Source organism: Streptomyces sp. NPDC030838, from assembly GCF_055572035.1.
Window position 1 is genome coordinate 98610 of record NZ_JBVIED010000010.1, and the last position, 23820, is coordinate 122429.

At 71.1% G+C, this 23820-nt stretch carries 21 protein-coding genes and 1 pseudogene; 14 read left to right on the forward strand and 8 right to left on the reverse strand.

Annotated elements, in window-relative coordinates; all coding sequences use genetic code 11:
- The first annotated feature begins 35 nt into the window (after window positions 1–35).
- From ACZ42A_RS24715 to ACZ42A_RS24725, 3 genes are all read left to right on the forward strand, one after another.
- A complete protein-coding gene (locus ACZ42A_RS24715; protein ID WP_468529422.1) occupies window positions 36–1490 on the forward strand; it encodes a hypothetical protein in 1455 nt (484 codons plus the stop codon).
- A 49-nt stretch (window positions 1491–1539) separates the two neighbouring features.
- Window positions 1540–2922 carry an FG-GAP-like repeat-containing protein gene (locus ACZ42A_RS24720; RefSeq protein WP_468529423.1) on the forward strand — a complete coding sequence of 461 codons (1383 nt, stop codon included), beginning with the start codon at window positions 1540–1542 and terminating at the stop codon, window positions 2920–2922.
- Window positions 2923–3525: 603 nt separating this feature from the next.
- Window positions 3526–4095 carry a cysteine hydrolase family protein gene (locus tag ACZ42A_RS24725; protein WP_468529612.1) on the forward strand — a complete coding sequence of 190 codons (570 nt, stop codon included), beginning with the start codon at window positions 3526–3528 and terminating at the stop codon, window positions 4093–4095.
- A gap of 506 nt (window positions 4096–4601) precedes the next feature.
- Here ACZ42A_RS24725 and ACZ42A_RS24730 read toward each other — a convergent pair.
- From ACZ42A_RS24730 to ACZ42A_RS24750, 5 genes are all read right to left on the reverse strand, one after another.
- The gene (locus tag ACZ42A_RS24730; protein WP_468529424.1) at window positions 4602–6035 is read right to left on the reverse strand and encodes an FAD-dependent oxidoreductase; all 1434 of its coding nucleotides are present in this window, start codon (window positions 6033–6035) and stop codon (window positions 4602–4604) included.
- 119 nt (window positions 6036–6154) lie between these two features.
- Window positions 6155–8194 (reverse strand): ATP-binding protein, encoded by a 2040-nt coding sequence (locus ACZ42A_RS24735; RefSeq protein WP_468529425.1) that lies wholly within the window; start codon window positions 8192–8194, stop codon window positions 6155–6157.
- Window positions 8195–8305: 111 nt separating this feature from the next.
- The gene (locus ACZ42A_RS24740) at window positions 8306–8770 is read right to left on the reverse strand and encodes an SRPBCC family protein (protein ID WP_468529426.1); all 465 of its coding nucleotides are present in this window, start codon (window positions 8768–8770) and stop codon (window positions 8306–8308) included.
- 55 nt (window positions 8771–8825) lie between these two features.
- Window positions 8826–10169, reverse strand: coding sequence for a carotenoid oxygenase family protein (locus ACZ42A_RS24745; RefSeq protein ID WP_468529427.1), 1344 nt, complete (start codon window positions 10167–10169; stop codon window positions 8826–8828).
- On the reverse strand, window positions 10166–11584 hold the full coding sequence (locus tag ACZ42A_RS24750; RefSeq protein ID WP_468529428.1) for an MFS transporter: 1419 nt from the start codon (window positions 11582–11584) through the stop codon (window positions 10166–10168). The genes ACZ42A_RS24745 and ACZ42A_RS24750 overlap by 4 nt, the downstream gene beginning before the upstream one ends.
- A gap of 250 nt (window positions 11585–11834) precedes the next feature.
- Here ACZ42A_RS24750 and ACZ42A_RS24755 point away from each other — a divergent pair, with 250 nt between their 5' ends.
- A complete protein-coding gene (locus ACZ42A_RS24755; RefSeq protein WP_468529429.1) occupies window positions 11835–13886 on the forward strand; it encodes an ATP-binding protein in 2052 nt (683 codons plus the stop codon).
- Between the two features lie 65 nt (window positions 13887–13951).
- Here the strand turns inward: ACZ42A_RS24755 and ACZ42A_RS24760 are convergent.
- A pseudogene (locus ACZ42A_RS24760) lies at window positions 13952–14455 on the reverse strand (transposase); the annotation flags it as partial.
- 204 nt (window positions 14456–14659) lie between these two features.
- Here ACZ42A_RS24760 and ACZ42A_RS24765 point away from each other — a divergent pair.
- The 6 genes from ACZ42A_RS24765 (at window position 14660) to ACZ42A_RS24790 (ending at window position 19128) form a co-directional block, all read left to right on the forward strand.
- Complete coding sequence (locus tag ACZ42A_RS24765) at window positions 14660–15361, forward strand: type 1 glutamine amidotransferase domain-containing protein (protein ID WP_468529430.1); 702 nt, start codon at window positions 14660–14662, stop codon at window positions 15359–15361.
- Between the two features lie 116 nt (window positions 15362–15477).
- Entirely contained in the window at window positions 15478–15960 is a 483-nt protein-coding gene (locus tag ACZ42A_RS24770) for a VOC family protein (protein WP_468529431.1), read from the forward strand.
- Window positions 15957–16985 carry a YncE family protein gene (locus ACZ42A_RS24775; protein WP_468529432.1) on the forward strand — a complete coding sequence of 343 codons (1029 nt, stop codon included), beginning with the start codon at window positions 15957–15959 and terminating at the stop codon, window positions 16983–16985. The genes ACZ42A_RS24770 and ACZ42A_RS24775 overlap by 4 nt, the downstream gene beginning before the upstream one ends.
- Window positions 16986–17021: 36 nt before the next feature.
- Window positions 17022–17357, forward strand: coding sequence for a nuclear transport factor 2 family protein (locus tag ACZ42A_RS24780; RefSeq protein ID WP_468529433.1), 336 nt, complete (start codon window positions 17022–17024; stop codon window positions 17355–17357).
- 145 nt (window positions 17358–17502) lie between these two features.
- Window positions 17503–18102, forward strand: coding sequence for an antibiotic biosynthesis monooxygenase (locus ACZ42A_RS24785; protein WP_468529434.1), 600 nt, complete (start codon window positions 17503–17505; stop codon window positions 18100–18102).
- 120 nt (window positions 18103–18222) lie between these two features.
- Complete coding sequence (locus ACZ42A_RS24790) at window positions 18223–19128, forward strand: LysR family transcriptional regulator (RefSeq protein ID WP_468529435.1); 906 nt, start codon at window positions 18223–18225, stop codon at window positions 19126–19128.
- Between the two features lie 24 nt (window positions 19129–19152).
- Here ACZ42A_RS24790 and ACZ42A_RS24795 read toward each other — a convergent pair whose 3' ends face one another.
- On the reverse strand, window positions 19153–19947 hold the full coding sequence (locus ACZ42A_RS24795) for an SDR family NAD(P)-dependent oxidoreductase (protein ID WP_468529436.1): 795 nt from the start codon (window positions 19945–19947) through the stop codon (window positions 19153–19155).
- 179 nt (window positions 19948–20126) lie between these two features.
- On the opposite strand from ACZ42A_RS24795, the gene ACZ42A_RS24800 reads away from it, so the two are divergent.
- Window positions 20127–20705, forward strand: a complete 579-nt coding sequence (locus ACZ42A_RS24800; RefSeq protein WP_468529437.1) for a TetR/AcrR family transcriptional regulator — start codon at window positions 20127–20129, stop codon at window positions 20703–20705.
- 590 nt (window positions 20706–21295) lie between these two features.
- Here ACZ42A_RS24800 and ACZ42A_RS24805 read toward each other — a convergent pair.
- The gene (locus ACZ42A_RS24805; RefSeq protein ID WP_468529438.1) at window positions 21296–21649 is read right to left on the reverse strand and encodes a DUF1330 domain-containing protein; all 354 of its coding nucleotides are present in this window, start codon (window positions 21647–21649) and stop codon (window positions 21296–21298) included.
- A 174-nt stretch (window positions 21650–21823) separates the two neighbouring features.
- On the opposite strand from ACZ42A_RS24805, the gene ACZ42A_RS24810 reads away from it, so the two are divergent.
- From ACZ42A_RS24810 to ACZ42A_RS24820, 3 genes are all read left to right on the forward strand, one after another.
- Window positions 21824–22051, forward strand: a complete 228-nt coding sequence (locus ACZ42A_RS24810) for a DUF5133 domain-containing protein (protein ID WP_468529439.1) — start codon at window positions 21824–21826, stop codon at window positions 22049–22051.
- A gap of 114 nt (window positions 22052–22165) precedes the next feature.
- Entirely contained in the window at window positions 22166–22960 is a 795-nt protein-coding gene (locus ACZ42A_RS24815; RefSeq protein WP_468529440.1) for an SDR family NAD(P)-dependent oxidoreductase, read from the forward strand.
- A gap of 80 nt (window positions 22961–23040) precedes the next feature.
- A complete protein-coding gene (locus ACZ42A_RS24820; protein WP_468529441.1) occupies window positions 23041–23490 on the forward strand; it encodes a hypothetical protein in 450 nt (149 codons plus the stop codon).
- Window positions 23491–23820: the final 330 nt, after the last annotated feature.

Here is a 23820-nt window from a genome sequence, read left to right on the forward strand (position 1 = left end):
ACTCGGCGCGGGCCCTCCTCCCTCCTGGAGACGCCTTGCGCACACGTCCGCTCCTGATGGCCGCTTGCCTTCTCGCCTGCGGCCTGACTCCGCTCGCCCTGGCGGTGCCCGCCGCCCACGCGGCGAACCCAGCGGCTCCGTACGACTTCAACGGCGACGGGTACCGCGACCTCGCGGTCGGCGCGCCGGGTGCCACGGTCGGCGGCAAGACGAAGGCGGGGGCGGTGTCCGTCGTCTACGGCTCGTCCACCGGCCTGAGGACGACGAAGTACCAGACCATCACCCAGAACTCGACCGGTGTCCCCGGCAGCGCGGAGACCTCGGACGCCTTCGGCAAGGCGGTCACGTCGGCGGACCTGGACCGCGACGGCTACGCGGACCTGGTCGTCGGCGCCCCGGGCGAGGACATCGGCTACGAGGTCAATCCCGACCCCGACGACGGCACGGTCGTGATCGTCTGGGGCGGCTCGGCGGGCCTGTCCGGCGCCTCGACCGTCGAGAACATCATCTCCAACGACCGCGACCACTACGGACAGGCCCTGACCGCCGGGGACTTCGACGGCGACGGGGACGACGACGTCGCGGTGGGCGCCACAGGGAACTCCAACATCCAGATCATGAAGGGCCCGTTCGCCCGGTCCGGCGAGCATATGAGCGGTTCCACGTCCGCGGGCATGGGCCACGGGTCGCGGCCGTTCGACGACACGTACGGCGTCGAGTACCTGTCCTCGGGCGACGTGCTGGGCGCCGGCTTCGACAGTCTCATCGTCCACGGCCGCGCCAAGGGCACCGACGACGCGATCACGGCCTGGGCCGACGGCCGGATCACCAACTTCACCGACTGGCTGGAGTACCTCCCGGGCGGCTACGTCTCCTCGGTCGCCGACGTCAACAAGGACGGTTACGCCGACATCGTGGCCGGCAACCACCGGGAGAGCGCGGCCGATCCCTCGGGCGCACTCGGCGGCAAGGTCACCCTCGTGTACGGCGCTCCGGAGGCCCAGTTCACCGAGACCCGCAAGACCGCCTCGTACACCCAGGCCACGACGGGCGTCCCCGGCACCTCGGAGTCCGGCGACGGCTTCGGCGGAGGTGTCTCGCTCGGCGACATCAACGGCGACGGACACGCGGACCTCGCCGTCGGGGCGACGTACGAGTCCTTCGGCACCTCGGAGGACACCGGCACGGTGACGATCCTCCACGGCAGCAAGACCGGATTCTCGGCAACCGGCGCGCTCACCCTCTCCCAGTCCACGTCAGGCGTCCCCGGCACCTCGGAGGACAACGACCGCTTCGGCGGCCGCGTCCTGCTCGCCGACACGGTCAAGGACGGCAAGGCGCACCTCACGGTCGCGGGCCCGGGCGAGGACGGGGGTGACGGCGCGGTCTGGTTCTTCAAGGGCCTGACGAACGGTTCGGTGTTCGGCCCGTCCGCCACCGGCGTCTCCACCTCGGGCGCCCCGGCGTTCGGCACGACGCTGGGCAGCTGAGCCCTCTTCCCTCTCTCACCTGTTTGCATCTCCGACAGAGGACATCTTCATGCGCAAGCGCACGGTAACGGCCCTCGCCGCCCTCCTGGCGGCGACGGTCACACCACTGACCCTCACCACCCCGGCCTCGGCCGCCGCGGCCAAGTACGCCGACGACTTCAACGGCGACGGCTACCGCGACTACGCCGTCTTCTCGTACGGCCCGGACCACACCAGCAAGGGCGGCGGCGTCCTGGTCACCTTCGGCACGGCCAACGGTCCCGGCACGAAGACCCAGTTCATCGACCAGGCGAGCCCCGGCGTCCCCGGCGCCGACGAGACGGACGACCTCTTCGGCGAGGTCCGCACCGCCGCCGACTTCAACAAGGACGGCTACGGCGACCTCGCGGTGGCCGCCACCGGCGAGAACGTCGACGGCCGCGAGGACCAGGGCGCCGTCACCGTCCTCTGGGGCGGCGCGAGCGGCCTCTCCGGCGGCCTCGCGATCCCCAACAAGGGCCCCAGGCAGTCGTACGCCCGCATGGGATCCGACCTCGCCACCGGCGACTTCAACGGCGACGGCAAGACGGACCTGGCCCTCGTCAACGCGCACAAGACGTACGTCTACCGCGGCGCGATCAGCAAGTCGGGCGTGTACGGATCGGTCTCGGCCCTGGACAAGGAATCGTCCAGCTTCTACTCGACGGCCGTGATCGCGGGCAAGGTGAACGGCGACGGCAAGACCGACCTCGTCATCATCGGCGACGTCGTCACCGACACGTACATCGCCTCGGACGCCTGGTTCATCTCGGGCGGCCAGACCAAGCTCTACCCCGGCAAGACGCTCCGCCTGGAGCGCCAGGACGGCAACGGCGGCGAGTCCGACCGGGGCGGCGACGGCGTCATCAACGACTTCAACAAGGACGGCTACGGCGACATCGCCATCGGCACACCGCTGTATGACAAGTGGAAGGGCCGCGTCACGGTCTGGTACGGCACGTCCTCCGGCCCGGACAGGAACGCCCGCTTCACCCAGGCCACCTCCGGCATCGAGGGCACCCCGGAGACGTACGACTCCCTCGGCGACTCGATCTCGGCCGGCGACATCAACGGCGACGGCTACCGGGATCTGGCGATCGGCGTCTACGGGGAGGCCCTCGGCGGCCAGGAGTACGCGGGCGGGGTCCACGTCCTGTACGGGCGGGCCTCCGGCCTCTCGGCCACGGGTTCGCAGTGGTTCGCCCGCAACACCGCAGGCGTTCCGGGCGACTTGAAGATGGACGACTTCTTCGGCAGCACGGTGCGGCTGCGCGACACCAACCGGGACGGCAAGGCGGACCTGCACGTCGAGGGTGGTTACGGCTCGGTGGTGCTGCGGGGTTCGTCGTCGGGGGTGACGACCTCCGGGGCCACGGTCGTGGAGGGTGACGTGGTCAAGGGGATGCTTCAGTAGCGGTCGCGTATGTGATGCGAGGGGGTTTCCGGCATTGGGGGCGTTGCGCAGCTCGCCGACGGCGGTGTGGGACATCGAGGCGATGGCCCCCAGGTCGCGGTCGCTGCGGTGCTCGGACCAGGACAGCACGCGCACCAGCGCCGTGCGGCGGCGGCTGCGGGCCTGCCTGAGCAGCCCTTCGAGCCGGGCGACTTCGGCGCCCTCGCGGCCCAGCAGGTCCTCGACCGCCGGGCGGTCGGCCTCGCGCCAGGGCGACCAGGGCGCCAGCACCGGCGACCACACCGAAGGACAGCTTCACCAGGTCGAACAGCGTCTTCGAGTCGATACGTCGCTCGGGTTTGAGTTCCCGAGCGCCGAGCAGGTCCCATCCGGTGTAGAACACGGTCGCGGCCACAAGGATCGCGGCGGTGAAGGCCAGGACAGGCGTGCTGCTGCCCACTCCCGCTCGCCTCATGGCCACCGCCGCAGACCCGCACGGCCTTGTACACACCGGTCATGGGCGCACTGCGGCGCGACGCTGATGACGATCTCCGAAACCTCCACCGCAGCTCGGTTGATCCACCAGACTTGCTCGTGTTCACGAACGGAGAAGGGACGGCAAGCATGGCGAACAGCGCACTTCTGGTTATGGACGTCCAACGGGACGTCGTGGCCGTCGCAGACGACGGTTCCGGATATCTTCCGCGCTTGCGCAGGGCGATCGACGGTGCCCGGGCTGCCGGCATCCCCGTGATCTACGTGGTGCTCCGGTTACGGCCGGGTGACCCAGAAGTCAGCCCTCGCAACAAGGTGATGACAAACGCCGTGCGGGCCGGCCTGTTCACCGAGGGCGCCCCTGGCACCGAGATTCATGACGACGTTGCGCCCCAGCAGGGTGACGTGGTGGTTACCAAGAGGCGGGGGAGCGCGTTCTCGGGCAGCGACCTCGACCTGGTACTCCGAGCCCGAGATATCGACAGCCTCGTTCTCACCGGCATCGCCACCAGCGCTGTAGTGCTGTCCACCCTGTGGCACGCCATCGACCTGGACTTCGGCCTCACCGTCCTGGCGGATGCCTGCCTCGACACCGACCCCGAGGTGCACCAAGTACTCACCGAGAAGCTGTTCCCGCAGTGGGCAGATGTCCTCGCCGTCGAGGACTGGCTCAAGGCCGTCGCACCGCAACAGAAGTAGAGATGGCTTTTGGCGACATTGTCCGTGAAACCACCTCGAGCAACCCCCGCGGGCCGGCGGGGACGGAACCACGGGGCTGCCGCCATCGTCTCACCGGCGCCTCCCTCGCTGCGAGGGCCGGCGCCTCCCGGGGACGGTGGGCCCCTTTTTTCGTCATTGGCCCCAGAAAGCCGTGCTGTGTCGGGAGGTGCGCTGCCGCAGCAAAGCGCCATCCCCGTCACCACCGTCACCACCGTCACCTGCCGGGAGGACGCGCCCACATCGAACGCGCCCTCGTGCTCGACCTTGAGGCCGGGGTCGAGCGGCTGCGTCTCGGGCCGGTCAGCGCGTAGGACGTCGACCACCCTTCCGTGCCGAGCCGAACCCCGGTCACCCCACGGCCTGCCGGCCGTGCGGACCGTCCGCGCCCGGGCCCCACGCGGGCCGGCCGTCCGCCGACGGCGTCTGCGCCCCGCGCCACCGCGACCCGGCTCAGGGCACGAACCGCCGCCGGAGTGCCGGGAGGCTCACGCGGCCGTGCCCGCGATGGCGGTCAGGAGTTCGGCGCGGGAGGGGCCCGGATCGGAGTAGTGCGGTGCCTTGCGGCCGAGTTCGGCGACCTTTTCCGCCAGGGCGGGGTCGGTGAACGTCTCCTCGGCGGTGGCCAGCAGCGTGCCCGTGTCCGCGAAGGCGCGCAGCAGGTCCGGATCCCGCAGCTTCGCGGTGTCCAGCGCCCTCTTGAAGTGCCAGTCGCGGTCCCTGGTCTCGTACGGGGCGGGGACGTCGCGTATCGCGGCGTCGATCTCGGCGAGCCGGTGCCGGTCCCACTCCGCCAGGCCCTGCTGCATCGGGGACAGCGAGGCCCGGGTGATCTCGTCGAACCGGAGGGCGAGCTTCTCCGGGTCGCCGGTGCCCTCCGTGCGCAGGAGGTCGCGCAGGAGGGTGGCGTGCAGGGCACCCATGGACATGCCCAGGCCGAAGAGGGGGTTGGTGGTCGCCCAGGCGTCACCGATGCTCAGCAGGCCGGTCGCCGCCGGCAGACCGTCGATCACGAACTGCCGGTGCCTGGTCTCCATGCCGGACATGGCCATGATCCCGCTCATCGGCTCGCCCTCCTCGGCCAGGTGGGCGATGTCGGGGAAGAGCGCCACCGTCCGGTGCCAGGCGCCGGGTTCGCGCAGGGCCCGCAGTGCGCGATCGCCTCCGGACACCCCCAGGGAGACCGCCCACGTTCCGGAGTCGCCCTCGATGGCGACGGTCGACACGGTGTCGTAGTGCGCCACCCGCCACACCGGCCACTTCGGCAGCCTGCCGTCGGCGGACCGGAAGTACCGGGTGTAGGCGAGGAATCCGGTCTCGGCCCGCTCCTCCACCGGCCCGGGAGCGCCGAGGTCCCGGAGCATCCGGCCCACAGGCGAGTTCCGGCCGCCCGCGTCGACGACCAGGTCGGCGTGCACGACGTCACCGCCCCGGGTGAGCACCCCGGCGACATGCGGCCGTCCCGGCACCCGCTCCTGGCCGGCCAGCAGGGCGGAGACGGCCGTGTCGCGGCGGACGGTCAGCCCTGGGACGCGGGCGGCCACGGCGGTGAGCGCGGCCTCGACGACCGGGCGGCGTGCGGCCATCATGGCGAACCGCTCGTCGCCCGGGCGCCGGCCGCCGATCGCGTCCAGCTCCCAGGCGCCGGCGAGCAGATTGCACGGCACCCCACCCAGCGCCGTCAACTCGGAGACCACCTCCGGAAGTTCGTCCGCCAGTGTCCGGAACGCCGCCGGCAGCAGGATGTGCGGATGCCGGAACTGGTTGACCCCGTGCCGCTCCCACGCGTCCCACGCCCGTTCCGGGCCGCCCTCGGGAGCGCCCGGGTCCCGGTCGAGCACGGTGACCCGGTGCCCCTCCCGGGCCAGCAGCATCGCGGCCGTCAGGCCGACGGGTCCGGCTCCCACCACGACTGTGTCCATCTCAGTGCCTCCTGGTATCGATTCAGCGACAGGAGCCACCCTCGGTCCGCGCGGCGCTCACCCACCAGACAGGTCCGGTGCCCGCGACTGCTCGCTTGTGCTCACTTTGGTGACCGGTGTCAGCGGGTGCCCGTCCCGTGGATCTCCCGGCGCCACAGCGCGTCGCACATCCGCGTGATGCCGGTGCCCAGGTGCCTGCGGTAGGTGCTGAAGGGCAGCCCCAGTCGTGCGGCGACCGCCTCCTGGGTGGGCGCACCGTGCAGATAGGTCGCCGCCACCGCCCGGTGGTACTTCTCGCCGCCCCGCTCCGCGCGCAGCGCGTCGACGGCCCGGGTCAGCAGTTCCCGCAGCTCGATCCCCTGCCCGGCGGCCACCCTGCTGCGGGCGAGCGGGTTCATCGAGAGGTTCTCCGCCCGGGACAGCCCGCGCAGCGCGTCCCGTACCGCCGCGTCGAACTCCGGCCGGGACAGTACGGCGAACTCGGTGCCCGGCCCGGGCGTCGCCGGTTCGGGCACTCCGGGCACGCCCGACAGCATCAGCCGGGTCTTCTCCTCCGCCCAGGCACGGATCGATTGCGCCCGCCAGTCGCTCGTGTACAGGTCGTACGTGAGCCGGCCGACCCGCGGTCGGTCCTCGATCGGCGTCAGTCCGAGGCTCGTCAGGTAGGGCCGCCAAAAGTCTCCGGACCGTATGGCGACGTACGACCAGGCCAGCCCTCCGTCGGAGCGGGCGACCTCGGCCAGGGCCCGCCACTGGTGGAGATCCTCGACCGGCGAGATCTTCGGGTGGTCCGGCGAGGTCACGGAGAAGCGGGCCACGGCCAGATGCTCGCCGGAGCGCAGGGCGGCCGTGCTCCGGGCGTGCTCCCAGGCCGCCGCGACCACGGGGTCGACCTCCTCGCCGCAGGGCTCGGCCAGCCGCAGCCAGGCCGAGAAACCCACGATTCGGCCGTCCCGCGTGGACCGGCAGACCCGGAACGCCTCCGGCTGCCTGTCCAGCCAGAACCGCGCGACGGCCGCCGACGAGGGCCCTTCGACCTCGGTCGCGAGGCCCAGGACCGTGTGGTGGTCGGCCGGTTCGCAGGCGGTCAGTTGCACCTCGCCCTCGCCGCGCCAGCTGTTGTAGGCGGCCATGTGCCGGTCGGTCCGGTACAGGTACATGAACGCGCCCACGGCGGCGAGCATCCCGCTCTCGGGAGCTGTCCGGATCTGTTCGAACAGGTGGCGGCTGAGTCGGTTGTGCAACTCGGCGTACCCTTCGGGGTCTCGCCAGCGCAGGTCCGCCTCCAGCACCGCACGCACCACATCGTGCGGGAACAGGCCGCTGCGGGCGGACTCGACGAAGGGCAGGCCACGCAGCCAGGCGAACATCGGCGCCGCTTCGTCCCCCAGTACGGCACGCAGCAGCGTCTCCGTGGTCAGGTACGCGTGGGCGCACACTTCCAGGGCCCGGCGGTGCACCGGTGACGGGACCTCACCGACCAGTCGTGGAAGCAGGGTGGCGATCGCGTCCCGGCCGGGTTCCCAGCCGGCCGATCCGGTCGCGTCCCGCTCCGCCACCGCCGCGGCGAGTGCCAGGGCGAGGGGATGTCCGCCGGTGAAGGCGAGCAGGGCGGGCCGTGTCTCCCGCGGCACGCCACGGGCTCGCAGGAAGGCGGTCGCCTCGTCCGGGGTGAGGTTGCGCAGGGCCACTGTGCGCAGCAGCTCCAGCCACCCCGGGTCGGACGTCCACCCGGCGTCCGGTGGCTGTCGCCCGGCGATGACCACGAGTGCGCCGGCCGGCAACCGGACCAGGAACCGGTCCCGTAGCCAGCCCTCGAGGCCCTGGCAGCGCTCGAAGGTGTCGACGAGCAGGACGGCCCGCTCTTCGGCGAGCACCGCCCCGGCCTCCTTCTCGAACGCCTCGGGCGTGGGCTCGACGAGCCGGCCGTCCACCTCGACCACGTCGCGTCCCGCCGCCCGCGCCTCGGCCGCGAAGCGGCGCAGCAGCATGGACTTCCCGATGCCGCCGGGCCCGTGCACGTACAGCACCGCGGGTGCCTTCGCGTCACCGGACAGCGCGGAGCGGAAGACGCCCAGCTCGGCCGCTCTCCCCGCGAAGAGCCGGTCCCGCGCCCGCTGTACCCGGTCCCCAACCCTGGTGGTTCCGTCGCCGCTCATGGCCCCCCTCTTCCGATCAACGGAAGACTCACATCGCGAAGGGCCCGTCGGCAAACCGACGGGCCCTCGTGCGTGCGACGGGCGACGGGTCTAAGGCCTGGCCGTCCCGGTCTAAGACCTGGCCGTCCCGGCTCGGTCATCGCAGCGCGCGGCGGCGGCCCTCAGGGCCTCCAGCCATGCGACGAGGGACCCCTCCAGGGCCGCGCGCATCCCCTCCGGGTCGGCTTCCACCGGTGCGCCCGCCCAGGATTCGAGGGTGGTGACGGCCGTGCCGTCGGCGGTGGGCTCGAAGGTCCAGACGTGGATGCCGTCGATGCCGTGGGCGGGGCCGCCCCACACGGTGCGGCGCAGGGGTCGTACTTCCAGCACGCGTGAGCTGATGCTCATGCCGGCCGTCTCCCAGTCGAAGACGGCGCCCTCGGAGAAGTCCCCGGTCAGGCGGGCTTTGTCGATGCCCTCGTGCCAGTCCGGCCAGGCGTCGACGTCGGTGTGCAACGCCCAGAGTGTTTCGGGAGTGGCCTCGATGGTGGTGGTCAGCTCGACGACGACGGGGGCCGAGCGGTCGATGTCCTTCACGACTTCCTTCTCTGTACGTCGGTTCTGCGGGGGGGGGTGCGGGTCCTGCGAGGGGTCAGTCCCGGTCGGCGACCCATGAGCCGTGGATTCCGGCGGCGACCCGGCGCGGCAGGTGCACGGTGGCGACGGGAGCGGCCGTGATGTCGGTGGCGTCCAGGACGAGGAGCTGGGAGGCGTCCGCGTGCAGGTCGCTGACGACGGTCAGCAGATAGCCGTCGTCCTCCGAGGTGCCGTGCTCGGCGGGGACGAAGACCGCCTCGCTGGGCAGCCGCCCGTCGCCGACGTTCAGGAGGGAACGGGCACCGGTGATCCGGTCGTACTTGACAACGCCGAAGTTGCCGGCACCGCGGTCGTCCGGGAAGGCGATCGCGTACTGGTAGCGGTGCCTGCGGCCGGCCAGTTCCTCGTTGATGGTGGGGAACTCCACGACCAGGTCGTCGACGTTCTCTTCGCGCACGGTGCCGGCGGTCAGGTCGACGACCCACTGTCGGTTGAGGGAACGGGAGTTGGGGGTGGCCCCGCGCTCCGGTGAGCCCACCCACCAGTTCCACGACCGCCGGAAGCCCTCCCGGTCCACGGTGGGGCCCTCCAGCACGATGCGCCCCCGTTCGTCCTCGTAGGCGTTGGCCGCGTGCAGCATCGATCCGGGTTCGATGCCGAACCACCGGACCTTCGCGGCCCCGCCCGCCCCGCGCGGCAGCACCCCGATCCGGGCCGGCTGCTCGTCCTTCCAGGCGTAAGGGATGCCCGAGGTCTCGGTCGGGTCGAAGGTCACCGTTCCCTCGACGAACACCACGTACCGCTCGGTGACGGCGAAATCGTGCTTGAGCGACGGTCCGGCATCCGGGACGTCCTCGCTGTGCAGCAGTTCTCCCTTCTCCGAGGCGACGTGGTACGTCAGGTACGGCGGGAAGGGGGACGAGCTGAAGAAGTGCAGTTCGCCGCTGACCGGGTCCTGCTTGGGGTGGGCGGTCATGACGTTGGTCAGCTTGCCGTCGAAGTCGTACGGCCCGACCGTCTCCAGCCGCGGCGTCAGCTCGAAGGGGAGGTTGGATTCGCACAGCGCCAGCAGCCGCCCGGCGTGCTCGATGACGTGGGTACCGGCGGTGCTGGCCGTCAGGTCGGGGCCCTTCTCGGTCATGTAGGGCGCTCCGTCCAGGGCCGGTGTGCGGACCCAGCGGTTGCGGTACCACTCGGCGCGCCCCTCGCGCAGCCGAATGCCGTGCACCATACCGCTGCCCTTGAACCAGTGGGTGGGGGTGACACCCGGCTTGGGGTTGTGGCCGTTGCGTATCAACCGCCCGGACAGTTCGGGGGGCAGATGTCCCTCGACGCGCAGGTCATGGGCGGTGATCTCGTCGACGTGCGGGGTGTAGTGGCCGGTCAGGTAGGGCTTCATGAGGGTTCCCTTTCTCCGGCGCCCTGGGGGGCGCCGGTCGTTTTGCGGGCGCCGATCCTGTGATGGACGCCGGCACCGATGGCGGTCAGTACGGCGATGAGGGCCGCGCCGACGAGGGCACGGCGGTAGCCGTGCGCCAGTGCTGCCGGACCGGCGGCCGTGCCGGCCGCCGGTGCGGCGAGGGAGGCGAGGACGGCGAGGCCCAGTGCCCCGCCGACCTGTCGCGTGGTGTTGACGAGCCCGCCCGCCACCCCCGTGTGCGTCGCGTCCACGCCAGTCACGCCGAGCGCGGTCAGCGGCACGAAGGCGAGGCCCAGGCCGAGGCCGATCAGGACGGTCGGGCCGAGCAGATCGGTCAGGAAGGCACCGTCGAGAGGGAGGCGGGCCAGCCAGAACAGTCCCGCGGCGAGGACGACGAGGCCGGGCACGAGCGTTCCGCGCAGCCGTCCGGCCAGGGTGGAGGCCGCCATGAGTGCTCCGGCCAGGGGCAGTTGGGTGAGCCCGGCCGTCAGCGGCCCGTAGCCGAGGACCTTCTGCTGGTAGAGCGGCAGGAAGAAGAACGTGCCGACCCACACCGTGCCGAGCGGCAGCATGAGCAGGTTGCCCGCCACGACCGACCGGTTGCGCAGGAGCACGGGAGGTATCAGCGGGTCCTCCGCACGGCGTTCGATCGAGACAAGGGTCAGCAGCAGGAAGATCCCGGCCGCCGGCACCAGATCGCGCACGACGGACCCGTCCCGTGAGCCGAAGCCGTACACGAGCAGGAGCAGACCGGTGGTCATGGCCAGGGCGCCCGGCAGATCGAGCGAACCGGTGCGGTCGCGGGCGTCACGGGGGACGAGGCTCGGCACGGACAGCAGAACGGGGACGGCGGCGACCGCGCTCACCGCGAAGACCGACCACCAGCCCAGGGCATCGGTCAGCACCCCACCGAGCAGGACGCCCGCCGCACCGCCCGCCGCCGAGGCCGCTCCCCACAGGCCGAGTGCCCGGCCGCGGACCGGACCCGGCGGGGACTGCGCCAGCAGGAGCGCCAGGGCGGCCGGTGACAGAACGGCGGCGCCGGCACCCTGTACCGCCCGCGCGGCGATGAGCGCACCGGTCCCCGAGGGAATGCCCGCCGCGAGTGATCCGGCGGTGAACAGGACGAGCCCGGCGACGAAGACCCTGCGACGGCCGAACAGGTCGGCCAGCCGTCCGCCCACCGGCAGCAGCGCGCCGAAGGCGAGGAGATAGGCGTTCACGACCCAGGTCAGTCCGGTCTGCCCGGCGCCGAGATCGCGTCCGACGGCGGGCAACGCCACGTTCACGACGGACGTGTTGAGGACTACGAGGAACTGTGCCGAGGTGAACAGGGCGAGGGCGGCACCGGCGCGGCGCGCGGGTGCGTACGGCACGTGTGTGGGAGCGGGCATGACGACCTTTCGTGCTGCCGCCGACCGGACAGCCGCCCCGATCGAGGCTTCCCCGAACCGCCGCGTCGGCAAGGCCCATGCTGTTCCGGTTCGGGGAGCGTCCCCAGACCGGTCAGGTGCTCACTCCTGCTCAGTGGTGCTCGCCTGTGCCCGGTGGTACGCCCGCGTGTCGACGTACGGTGTGTCTTGTCGTGCCGACGCACAAGTACGCCAGGACACAGGGGGTTTCAGGGCGATGGCGATGGAGCGGGTGCCGGGAAGTCTGGCGGAGCGGCTGATCTCCGCGCGGGACAGGGCGTTCGTCGGACGGTCGGCCGAGCTGGCACGCTTCCGGGCCGCGCTGCGGCGGGAGCCGGGCGCGGGGGCCGTCCTCTACGTGCACGGTCCCGGAGGAGTCGGCAAGTCGGCGCTGCTGAGGCGTTTCGCCGATGAGGCCCGCGACGCGGCCCGCATCGTCGTCGAGGTCGACGGCCGGCTCATCGACCCCTCGCCGCTCGGCTTCGAGTTCGAGGCGGCGAGGGCGGCCGGCGCGGAGCCCGGGGACGACATCGTCCTCCTCGTCGACGCGTTCGAGCGGTGTCAGGGTCTGGAGGGCTGGCTTCGGGACAGGTTCCTGCCGCGCCTGCCCGAGCGTGCCGTCGTGGTGATCGCGGGCCGACTGCCACCGAGTACGGCGTGGACGGTCGACCTCGCCTGGAGCGAGGCCCTGGAAGTCCTCCCGCTCGCACCACTCGACCCGGCCGCCTCCGCAGCCCTGCTGGAGCGCAAGGGGGTGGCCACCGCCCTGCGCGCACCGGTGCTGTCCTTCGCCGGCGGCCACCCCCTGGCACTGACCCTCGCGGCATCGGTCGCCGTCAGCGACGCCGGCCCGCGGGCGACGTGGGAGCCGACCCCGGATGTCATCGCGGCCCTGCTCGCCGCGCTGGTGGGTGATCTGCCCTCCCCCACGCACCGCATGGCGCTGGAGACGGCCGCCCACACCATGACGACGACCGAGGGACTGCTGAAGGCGGTGATCGGCGAGGCGGACGCCGGACCGATGTTCACCTGGCTGCGCGGCCTGCCGTTCGCCCAGTACGGCCGCCGCGGACTCTTCCTCCACGACCTCGTCCGCGAGGTGCTCGACCGCGACCTGCGCTGGCGCGACCCGCAGGGCTACGAGCAGATGCACCGGCGGGCCGGCCACCATCTGCTGGCCCAGGTCCGCACGTCGTCCGGCTCCGAGGTGATGAGCGCGGTGCGAGCGCTCACCTACCTCAAGCGGTACGGCCCGATGGCGCCCTACTTCCAGGACCTGGACCAGGAAGGGGACGTCTACGAGGACACCCTGCGCCCCGAGGACCACGACACCCTGGTCAGGATGGCCGAGGAGGTCGAGGGCGAGCGCTCGGCCCGGATCGTGGACCACTGGCTGGCGCACCAGCCCTCGGCGTTCCTGGTGTACCGGCGGACCGACACCGGCGCGACCGTCGCCTTCATGACCTGGCTGCGGCTGACCCGGCGGGGTGAGGAGGCCGACGCCGACCCGGTGGTGTCGGCGGCCTGGGACCACGTCGAGCGCAACGCCCCGCTGCGCCCGGGCGAGCATCTCCTGCTCTGCCGCTTCATGGTGGACCCGGAGACGTACGGCGGGATCTCCCACGTCGGCCACCTCATGCAACTGCGTATCTGCGTCGACTGGATCAGGTCCCAGGGGCTGGGCTGGTCCTTCATCCTCAGCCCCGACGCCACGCTGTGGTCTCCCCTGATGTCCCACCTGGGGCACCGTCCGGTCTTCGACACACCGTGGGACCGCGAGCGCACCTTCACGATGTTCGCCTGCGACTGGCGGGTCACCCCGCTGGAGATCTGGTTCGACCGCACCCAGCCGGGGGCCCTCTCCGACACGCCCGTGACGCCGGCCACCGACCGGCCGGCCGGAGAGACCCTCGCCCGGGCCGACTTCGACCGGGCGGTCCGCGACGCCCTGCGCGCCCTGCACCACCCCGACGACCTGCGCGCCAACCCGCTGCTTTCCTGCCGCACGGTCGCCGTCGAGGCCGAGTACGGAAACACCGATCCGGTGGACGCGCTGAGGCGCCTGCTCACCGAGGCGGTCGCCGGGCTCCTCGACGAACCCCGTGGCGCCAAAGCGCACAGGGCAATGGTGACGACCTTCCTGGAACGGCCACGCACCCAGGAGGCGTCCGCACAGCGGCTCGGCCTGCCTTACAGCACCTATCGGCGGCACCTGGCGCACGGTGTGCAGCGCGTGTGCGAGCTGCTGTGGCGCAGGGAGATGAGCGGGGCATCATCCGGCTGACCATGATGACGACGATGACGTCCGACTGCGGCAGGCCGTGGATGAGCTTCGGCTTCGCATCGCCCGGCCCTCTTGTCGTAGCGGGTTGCGATGGCCCGGGAGTTCTTGAGCCGGTTAATCGTTCGCTCGACCTCGTTGCGGCGTTTGTAGATCTCGCTGTCGAAGCCGGTGGGCCGGCCCCCCTTGCTGCCGCGCCGTTTGCGGTTGGCCGCTGGTCCTTCGGTTCGGGGATGGTGTGCTTGATCTGGCGTCTTCGCAGGTGGCGGCGGTTGCGGCATGAGCTGTATGCCTTGTCGCCACCGAGGTGGTCTTCGTCAGGGCGGTGGTGCCGGGCGCCGACCTTTTCTCGGGACGCGCGGCTTCTTCTTACGTGCCCCCGCCGCATACTGATGGGCACGGCAGGACGTCGAGTCGACGCTCACCATGCTCCGGTCGATCCGGCCCGCGAGGTCGGCGTCGGCCTGGACGGCATGCAGGATCCGGTCCCACGTGCCGGCCGCCGACCAGCGCCGATGCCGTTCATAGACGGTCTTCCAGCTGCCGAAACGCTCGGGAAGGTCCCGCCACGGTGTCGTCCCGACGTCGGCAGGCGTGGCTCCAGCCGGACCCACTGGGCATTCGCACACCCCGAGTCATAACAATTCTTATGGCGCTCGAGATGTGCCTGGATGATTGGTGATGGATTCTGGGGTTGTCCCCACAGCCGCCGGATCCCGGCGGCACGCGGCTCGCCGCGTGACATCCCGTTCCCCACGACAAGGTCAGGCACATCCATGTCGAAGATCCTTATGGTCATCTCCGCCGCCACCACCCTGCAGCTGGCTGACGGGTCAACTCACCCCACCGGCTTCTGGGCCGAGGAGGTCGCCGCCTCCCACCGCGTCCTCAAGGCCGCCGGCGTGGAGGTGGACATCGCCACCCCGGGCGGCGTGAAGCCCACCGTCGACGCGCTCAGCCTCAGCGAGCAGGGCGGCGTCTCCGCCGCGGACGCGGAGGAGTTCGAGGCGTACCTCGCCGGCATCGCGAATGAACTCGCCACACCGCTGGCCCTCTCCGACGTCACCATCGGCGACTACGACGCGATCTACATCCCGGGCGGGCACGCCCCGATGGCCGATCTCGCTCGGGATGCCGACCTGGGCCGGCTCCTGAACGAAGCAGACGCCCAGGGCAGGACCGTGGCCGCCCTGTGCCACGGTGTCGCCGGTCTGCTGAGCGCGTCCAAGGCTGACGGCAGCTTCACGTTCGCCGGCCGTGACCTGACCTCGTTCACCGACGAGGAGGAGCGCCAGGGCGGCCTCGGCGAGAACACGCCGTTCTTCGTCGAGTCCCGGCTGCGCGAGCGGGGAGCGGTCCCGCGCACGGGTGCCGCCTGGAGCAACACGGTCGTCGTCGACGGCAACCTCATCACGGGCCAGAACCCGCAGTCGAGCACGGCGACGGCCGAGTCCGTCCTCAAGGCCCTCTCCGCCTGAACCAGGGCGCTGAGCCCGATCCGACGGCCGGGAGCCACCGCCGCTCCCGGCCGTCGGATCAGTTCCACCAGCACCGCGCACCCAGCGCCAGTCCCGCCTGCGAAAGAGGGAAGCCCGTGCCAATTCCTGTCCTCAACCGGGGCCTTGACCACATCGCCATCCGCGCCTACGACCTGGATGCCTCCGTCGCCTTCTACACCGAGGGGCTGGGTTTCCGCTTCGTCCGGGAGTGGACTCTCGGCGGCGGCGCGACCCGCGTCGCGTTCCTCGATGCCGGTGACGACCGTCTCATCGAGCTGTTCGACGCAGGCTCCACCCCGCCCGGTGGGGCGTCGCAGCCGCTTGATCCCGCGCACCGGCCCACCGACGCCGAGCGTGGCCGTGTGGCCGCGCTGGTCCACTTCGCCATCCGTACGGACGACGCCCCCGCCCTCTTCGAGCGTGCGCTCGCCGCCGGCGCCCGCCCGTTCGCCGGACCGATGAAGATAACGACCGACGCCCCGTACCCGATGAGCTTCCAGGCCGCTTTCGTCTACGGTCCGAACGACGAGGTGATCGAGTTCATCGACCGGGAGACCGGCGAGGGCAGCCGGCGATGAACGGCGGAGAGCGGGAGCGGCCCGTCCTGGCCGTGGTCACCTCCACCGGGGCGGCGCTGCGTTTCTTCGACGGCCTGACCTACGACCCGCTGGGCGACCTTCCCGTCCTGGCCCAGCCGCACGAGATCGCCGTCGACGCGGGGGCCGGCGTCCTGTACGTCTCGCACACCTACCGCTCCGGGGTCTACACCGACCCGGGCGAGAAGGCCCACGAGATCTCCGTCGTCGACCCTCACGAGCGCAAGGTCGTGGGGGTGGTGTCGCTCGCACCGGAGGTGGCGCCGCACGGCCTCGCCCTCGACCAGGACCGCGGACTGCTGTACGCGACCGTCGAAGCCGGGGCCGCCGGCGGCGGAGCGATCGCGGTGATCGACACCGCCACCCGCAAGCAGGTCGACCGGATCGAGGTCGGTGCCCGGGGCCCTCACTGGTTCGCCATCACGCCGGACGGCGCAAAAGGCTACGCGACCAACAAGGCCGACCCGTTCATCTCCGTGATCGACCTCGCCGAACGGACCCTGGCCGGGCGGATCTCCGCACCGTATGGGACGGAGGAGGTCACGGTCTCGCCTGACGGCCACCGCGCCTACGCGGCCGGCATGGCACTGCACCGCTACGACGCACACGCCTCCGCCCCGGCCACGCTGCTCGTCATCGACACCGCCGGCGACCGTGTCGTCGCACACGCACCGCTGGCCGCTCCCGGATGCCCGGTGCACGTCGCCGCGGACGGCCGTGTCCTGATCGGCCTCGCACCCACCGGCCCCGGGGGAGAGCCCGAGGCCGGGCAGCTGACGGTCCTGTCCGCCGACGGGCTCGCCCCGCTGGTCACCGCGCCCGTGGGCCGGGTCCCGATCACGATCCGCACCACCCCGGACGGCGACCGCGCGTTCGTCGCCAACCTCCGCTCGGGCACCGTGCACGTCGTCGATCTCGCCGATGGCTCCGTGCGAACGGTCCTGGACATCGACCCGGGGGACCCCGACACCACGCAAGGCGCCCACGGCATCGCCTACCTCCCCTGACGCGCCCGCAGCTCTCACCGAACGGAGCACGCTTCGATGACTCGCAGTCCCCAGGAGACCTTCCGTGACCACGTCCGGGCGCTCGACTCCGGCGACCTCGACGCGACCGCCGCGAACTTCACACCCGACGCCGTCTTCGTCACTCCTGACGGCGTCCTGCACGGACGCGACGGTGTCAAGCAGGGCATCGGCGCCGTCCTGGCCGATCTCCCGGACGCGCAGTGGAGCCCCAAGGCGCCGCTCTTCGCCGACGACGTCCTGTTCCTCGAATGGGCAGCGACCGCGGGCGAAGCGCGCGTCGAGGACGGCGTGGACACCTTCGTCTTCCGCGACGGCCTCATCCGCGCCCAGACGTCCGCTACACCCTGCTGACCGGCCCTGCGGCCTGACGGCACGGCGGCCCGGCGGCCCGGCGTCGACGATCGAGACGCCGGGCCACCAGCCACACACCACGAACACCGGGTGCGGCTCGCGCACGAGTGAACCGCACCTCTTCACGTACCGGAAGGACGGCCAGATGACGCAACGACCGGCCTCCCCGATCCCGACGCCCACGCCCACGCCCCCGCACCCTCGAGGCGTCACACTCGTCATCAGCTGGGCCGTCGACCCAGGCAAGGAAGAGCAGTTCGAAGCCCTTACTCACGAGATCGCGGCCCACGCGCGCCAGTTCTGCGGCCACGACGGCGTCACGTGGTTGCGCCCTCCTGCAGGCCGGGGGATCTACCACAGCGTCCTTCGCTTCACCGACGAGGAACGTCTCACGCAGTGGGTCCGCCTGCCTCAGCGTCAGGAATGGCTGCAGCGCGTCCACGACATCGCTCACGAAGTGTCCGCATCACCCCCGCAGACCACGGGAACCGAGACCTGGTTCAGCCTGCCCGACCAATCGGTCAAGGCGCCACCGAAGTGGAAGGCCACGCTCGTGACGATGCTCGGCGCCTACCCCGTGGCCTTCGGCATCAACTGGCTCCTCGCCCCGCAGATCACGGACTGGCCCCTACCCCTGCGCGCGCTGGCCTTCCCTCTCGTGGCGGCCCCGCTGCTGACCTTCCTGATCATGCCCTGCCTCAGCAGGCTCTTCCGGAACTGGCTCTATCCGGACGCCCACCGCTGACAAGAGCAACCCACTCCAGCCCACACCCACCACGGGCAGCGGGAGGTCGTCCCTACACTGAGCTGCCGCACCTCGCGTACCGGTGGCGGGCGCCGCGGGCAACGAAAGAAGGAAGAACGCGTGCCGAGCCTGGACCTGCTGGCCACATTCCTGGAGATCTACCGGGCAGGCTCCCTCTCCGCAGCCGCGCAGAGGCTGGGCGTGACCCAGCCCGCCGTCACCGGCCAGCTCGCCCGCCTGGAGGACCAGATCGGGGAGCCGCTCTTCATCCGCTCCCGCAAGGGCGTCACCCCCACACCGCGCGCCGCGGCCCTCGCGGCCCGCGTGAGCCTGCACCTGGACGGTCTCCGTGACGCCCTGGGCTCAACGGAGACCGAGCCGGCACTGCGCGGAACGGTACGCATCGGTGGCGCGGCCGAGATCATGACCCTCCGGGTGCTGCCCGCGCTCGCCCCGCTCACCGGCCGCGGACTGCACCTGCGTGCGGCGTTCGGCCTGGCCCAGGATCTCCTCACCGAACTGGCCGCAGACCGGCTCGACCTGGTCGTCTCCGCCATCCGGCCCCCACACCAGGAGCTCTTCGCCGTCCCCCTGGTCGACGAGGAGTTCCTCCTCGTCGGCCCGCCGTCCATGGCCCGCACCGTGGACGACGACCGGCTGCGCACCGCCCCGGCCGACGCCCTGGCCGCACTGCCGCTGGTCACCTACGGAGAAGAGTTGCCGATCCTGCGCCGTTACTGGCGCAGCGAGTTCGGTCACCGCCCCGCCAACCCCGTCGCGCTCGTCGCCCCCGACCTGCGTGCGGTCCTGGCGGCCGTCGAAGCGGGCGCCGGGATCTCCGCGCTACCGCGCTACGTGGCCGAACCCGCCCTGGCCGCAGGCCGCATCACCCAGCTCCACCACCCCGAGGCGCCTCCGCTCAACACCATCTACCTCGCGGTACGCCGCGGCGCGCCGACCAACCCGGCCCTCACCGTCGTGCGCGAGCGGCTCACTGACGCGGCAGCTGGTTGGGGAGGGCTCTGAGCCGGCGGTGGCGCTGGACTCGCGTCACGGCGTGAGGGAGGTGAGAGTGCCTCCTTCGACCTTCAGGGCCGCGCCCGTGGTCGCCGAGGCGCGGACGGAGCTGGTGAACAGGATCAGATCGGCGACCTCGGACGGCTGGATAAGGCGCTGGATCAGCGACGTCGGCCGGAACCGGGCGATGAACTCGCGCTGCGCGGCGTCGAATGTCTCCGCCTCGGGGATGAGGGCGGTGATGTACTCCTCGATGCCTTCCGTGTGCGTGGGGCCGGGAAGTACGGAGTTGACGGTGACACCGGTGCCGGCGGCGGCCTTGGCCAGGCCGCTGGCAACTGCCAGCAGGGCCGTCTTGGTCATGCCGTAGTGGACCATGTCGAGCGGTGTGTCGATGGCCGTCTCGCTCGAGACGAACACGATGCGGCCGAACCCGCGCTCCATCATCCCGGGCATGTACTGGCGCGCTAGCCGGACACCGCTCAGGACGTTGACCTCGAAGAAGCGACGCCACTCCTCGTCCTGGATCTCCAGGACCGGGGTGGAAGCGAAGATGCCGGTGTTGTTGACCAGGACGTCAACCTCCGGTACCGCCTCCAGAAGCGTCTGAGCGCCCTCGGCGGTAGAGACGTCGGCGGCGGCGGTGACGATGTCCGCACCCGGCACCCGGGCGCGTATGCCGTCAGCGGCCGCCTTGAGCCGGCCCTCGTCGCGCCCGTTGAGAACGGTGCGGGCCCCCGCCCGGGCGAAGGCTTCCGCGGTGGCCAGGCCGATGCCCAGCGTCGAGCCGGTGACCAGGGCGGTACGGCCGGTGAAGTCGATCTGCATGAGTCTTCCCTTGGTAGTGCGGCGCCCCGAACCGGCAGCGCCCGGCGACCCGACCGATGAGACGGATCGTTCTCTCCGAGAATGAGACGGAACGTTCTCTCTGTCAAGCCGTTGCTGAAAAGAACGATCCGTCTCATAATGGGTCGGAGGACTTTCGCTCACCGAACAGGAGGCCCCAGGTGCGACGATCGGCCGAGGAGACGCGACGGCACATCCTGGACGTGGCCGGCGACCTGTTCTACTCCCGTGGTGTCCGCGCCGTCGGCATGGACCTGGTGATCGGCACGGCAGGCGTGGCCAACGCCACCCTCTACCGCCAGTTCGCCAACAAGGACGAACTGGTCACCGCCTACCTGGTCACCCGCAACGAGCACTGGTGGGAGCGGCTCCACGAGGCGGCGGCAGCGGCGCCGGATCCCCGTGCCCGCATCAAGGCCCTGTTCGACCTCACCCGTCAGGACATGGCCACGCCCGGCTACCGAGGCTGCGCCACACTCAATATCACCAGCGAGTTCCCCGACGCGGACCATCCCGCCCACGCCGCAGCCGTCGCGCACAAGGCCGAGGTGCAGACCTGGCTCAGCGAACAGCTCCGCGAAGCCGGCGACGCGGACCCCGACGACACCGCCGGCAAGCTCCTGGTCATCCTCGACGGCGCCCAAGTCCTCGCAGCGGCCATGGCGACCGACGCCCCCGGCGACCACATGATCCAGCTGGCGGAACAGCTCCTCGACGCGCAGCTGCCCGCACCTCGGTGACGGATGACGGCGGTCATCACTCCGGTCCGGCGGTGCGGAAGGCGAGACGGCGGGTGCCACGCCGCCGGCACTTCCTCAGGCAGGAGGCGGCGCAGCGCCGCGTCAAGGATGCGTCGTCACTATCGCCCGCGCGGTGGGCATACCCACGATTGAGCGGGTCATGGATGCCTGGGCCGCGGGCGTTGATGAGGTTGAGTGGTGGTTCGGCAACGGAGACCACGCAGACGCTACCGCCTGAGCAACTCAGCGGGCGGCCCAACCTCCCGTCCCGGCACCTCGCGGAGAAGCAACCCCCGCGCCCGCGGTGGTGGTTCGTTGATTGCAGGTCATCACCCACTTCGCCGACGCCGCGCTCCGCCTCGGAACCGTTCCGGCGCTCGCCACCCTGCCCGCCCACGCGGCCGCCGTCTACGCCGCCGCCCTGGACCTGACGACCACCGAACCGCCGCTGCCCGTGCCCGAGTACACGGTCGCCGCCCTGTGGCACGGCGCGGCGACCGACGACCCCGCACACCTCTGGCTCCGCGAGGTCGTCGTCGGAGCCGCGGACCTGACTCGCTGGTGCGGCGGTCTCCGCGGTGGCTCTCCCGTCAACTCTGCCGCGGCGGCAGGGCCTCCCGTATGGCCCGTGCGGTGGTGGTCGGGTCGTACCCGTCGGGAACCCCTTCCACCAGGATGATGTCGCCCATGATGTGCCGGGAACGCAGCGGTGCGATGTCCTGGTAGGCGGGTGAGTCCCACCACGCCCGCGCCTCGGTGATCGAGGGGAAGCCGATCACCACGACCGCCCCGGGCCAGTCGCCCTCCTTCGTCTCGTGCCGCGTGCCGTGCACCAGGAAGCGTCCGCCGTACGGCTCGAAGGTGCCGGTGATGCGCTCGATGTACTCGGCGATCTCCGCATGCGGGGCGGCGTCCTGAAGGTGGGCTATGGCGTAGGCGGTCATGTCGTCCTCCGAGTCGGTCGGGCTCTTGCACGGGCAACCTTGCCCATTCGGACAGGGCGGGGTCGATGACCTGTCAGGTAATGGAGGGCCGGGTGGCAGGAATGGTGGCCGGAGCCCGGGGCACACGAATCGCCGTATGGCTCATGTGAATGACAGTGACGAGGGAGGCTCACGATGCTCATGGCACACCCTGCGGTGCTGAAGAACCTGATCGCACAGTACGAGACCCTGCGCATCCTGCATGCCGAGGAGGGAAGCCCTCAGGTGCGCCAGAGGATGGACGACCTCGCCTACACGTTGTGCGTGGCGACCGGCACCCGTGACGTCGACGCCGCTCTCATCGCCGCCCGCCACCAGCTGCCCGGCGCCCGCCCCGAGGACGACTCCCTGCTCACCGCGTGAGCGATTGCTCCCATTGGGCCGAGCACGCTCGCGCCCTGCGCCTCTCCGATGCCCTCGGACGCCACACTTGACGAACCGCGGTATCCACTCGCGTACGAAGGGACTCGCCCGCCCATGCACATCGACCTGACAGGACGCACCGCACTGGTCACCGGCTCCACACAGGGCATCGGCGCGGCCATCGCCGTCGCCCTCGCCAGGGCCGGGGCCCGCGTGGGCGTCAACGGCCGCGACGAGCAGCGGCTGGCCGGCAGCGTCGAGTCGTTGGCCGGGGAAGCGCCCGGCGCCGACCTGGTGCCGGTGGCCGCCGATGTCACCACGGATGCAGGCGCGGCCCGGGTGGTGGAGGTGCTCCCGCAGGTGGACATCCTGGTCAACAACCTGGGTGTCTTCGGTGCCGCCGACCCGTTGGAGATCTCCGACGACGAGTGGCGGCGCTACTTCGAGGTGAACGTGCTCGCCGCCGTACGGCTGACCCGGCTGTATCTGCCGGGCATGACCGAGCGCGGCTGGGGCCGCGTCCAGTACGTCGCCAGCGACTCGGCGATCGTCATCCCCGCGGAGATGATCCATTACGGGATGTCCAAGACCGCGCTGCTGGCGGTGAGCCGCGGATTCGCCAAGAAGGCGGCGGGCACGGGCGTGACGGTGAACTCCGTCATCGCGGGACCCACGCATACCGGCGGCGTCGAGGACTTCGTCTACGAACTCGTCGACCGGGACCTGCCCTGGGACGAGGCGCAGCGTACGTTCATGCGCCGGCACCGCCCGCAGTCCCTGCTCCAACGGCTGATCGAGCCGGAGGAGATCGCCCACATGGTCGTGTACCTCAGCTCCGAGCAGGCATCGGCCACGACGGGAGGAGCCCTTCGTGTCGACGGCGGATACGTCGACTCGATCCTGCCCTGACCGCCTGCCCCCGGCCCACCTCGGATGGGCCATGACAGAACTCGGTTGGTTCGTCCGTCGGTTCGTGGTGATACTCCGGCATGAGCAGAATCGCTGAGGTCATCGTGCTGGCGCAGGACGCGGACGAGGTCATGGAGCCGCTGACACGGCGCGACGACACCCGCACCTGGAGCGGCGTCTTCTTCGAGATGCGGCCGGGCGGAAACTGGGGGTTCGGCTGGGGCGCGGAGTTCGTGTCGATGCGCGGCAGGTCCGGGCTGCTGAGACACCTGGAGTCGCTGCCGTGGCCTCGCCCGGAGACGGTGCAGGTGCTGATCCATGACGAGGAGGACGACTGCTTCGGGTTGTGGATGATCCACGACGGCAAGCTGGTGGAGATCCCCCTTCCCCGGACCCGGCGGGCCTACTGGAACGGACCGCACAACGACGAGTTTCCCCCCGACCCCGGAGTCCTCCACAGAACGGACGGCCACCCCATCGACTGGCCGGAGGAGACCGACGGCGATCCATCCCGGCCGCCGGCCTGGTGAGGGCAGGGTTGACCTGCCTGTAATGGCGCCAAGCTCTGAAGTTCCTCAATTGACGCTTGGCACGGTGATCACACGGGGCATCCCCCACGCACGGAACACACGCACGACAAACGCACGACAAACGGGGGTGCACATCATGGAGTTCGTGACGATCGTGGTCATCGTCCTCATCGCGGTGGTCGTCTCATCGGCACGGGGCGGCCGCCGGTCCTCGCGGAAGCGGTCCTGGGGAGGCGGCGACAGCGGCGGACACGGCTGTGGGGGCGGCGGCTGGTCCTGCGGGGGTGGCTCCTCCTGCGGAGGCGGCGGAGGAGACTGACCCGGGCCTGG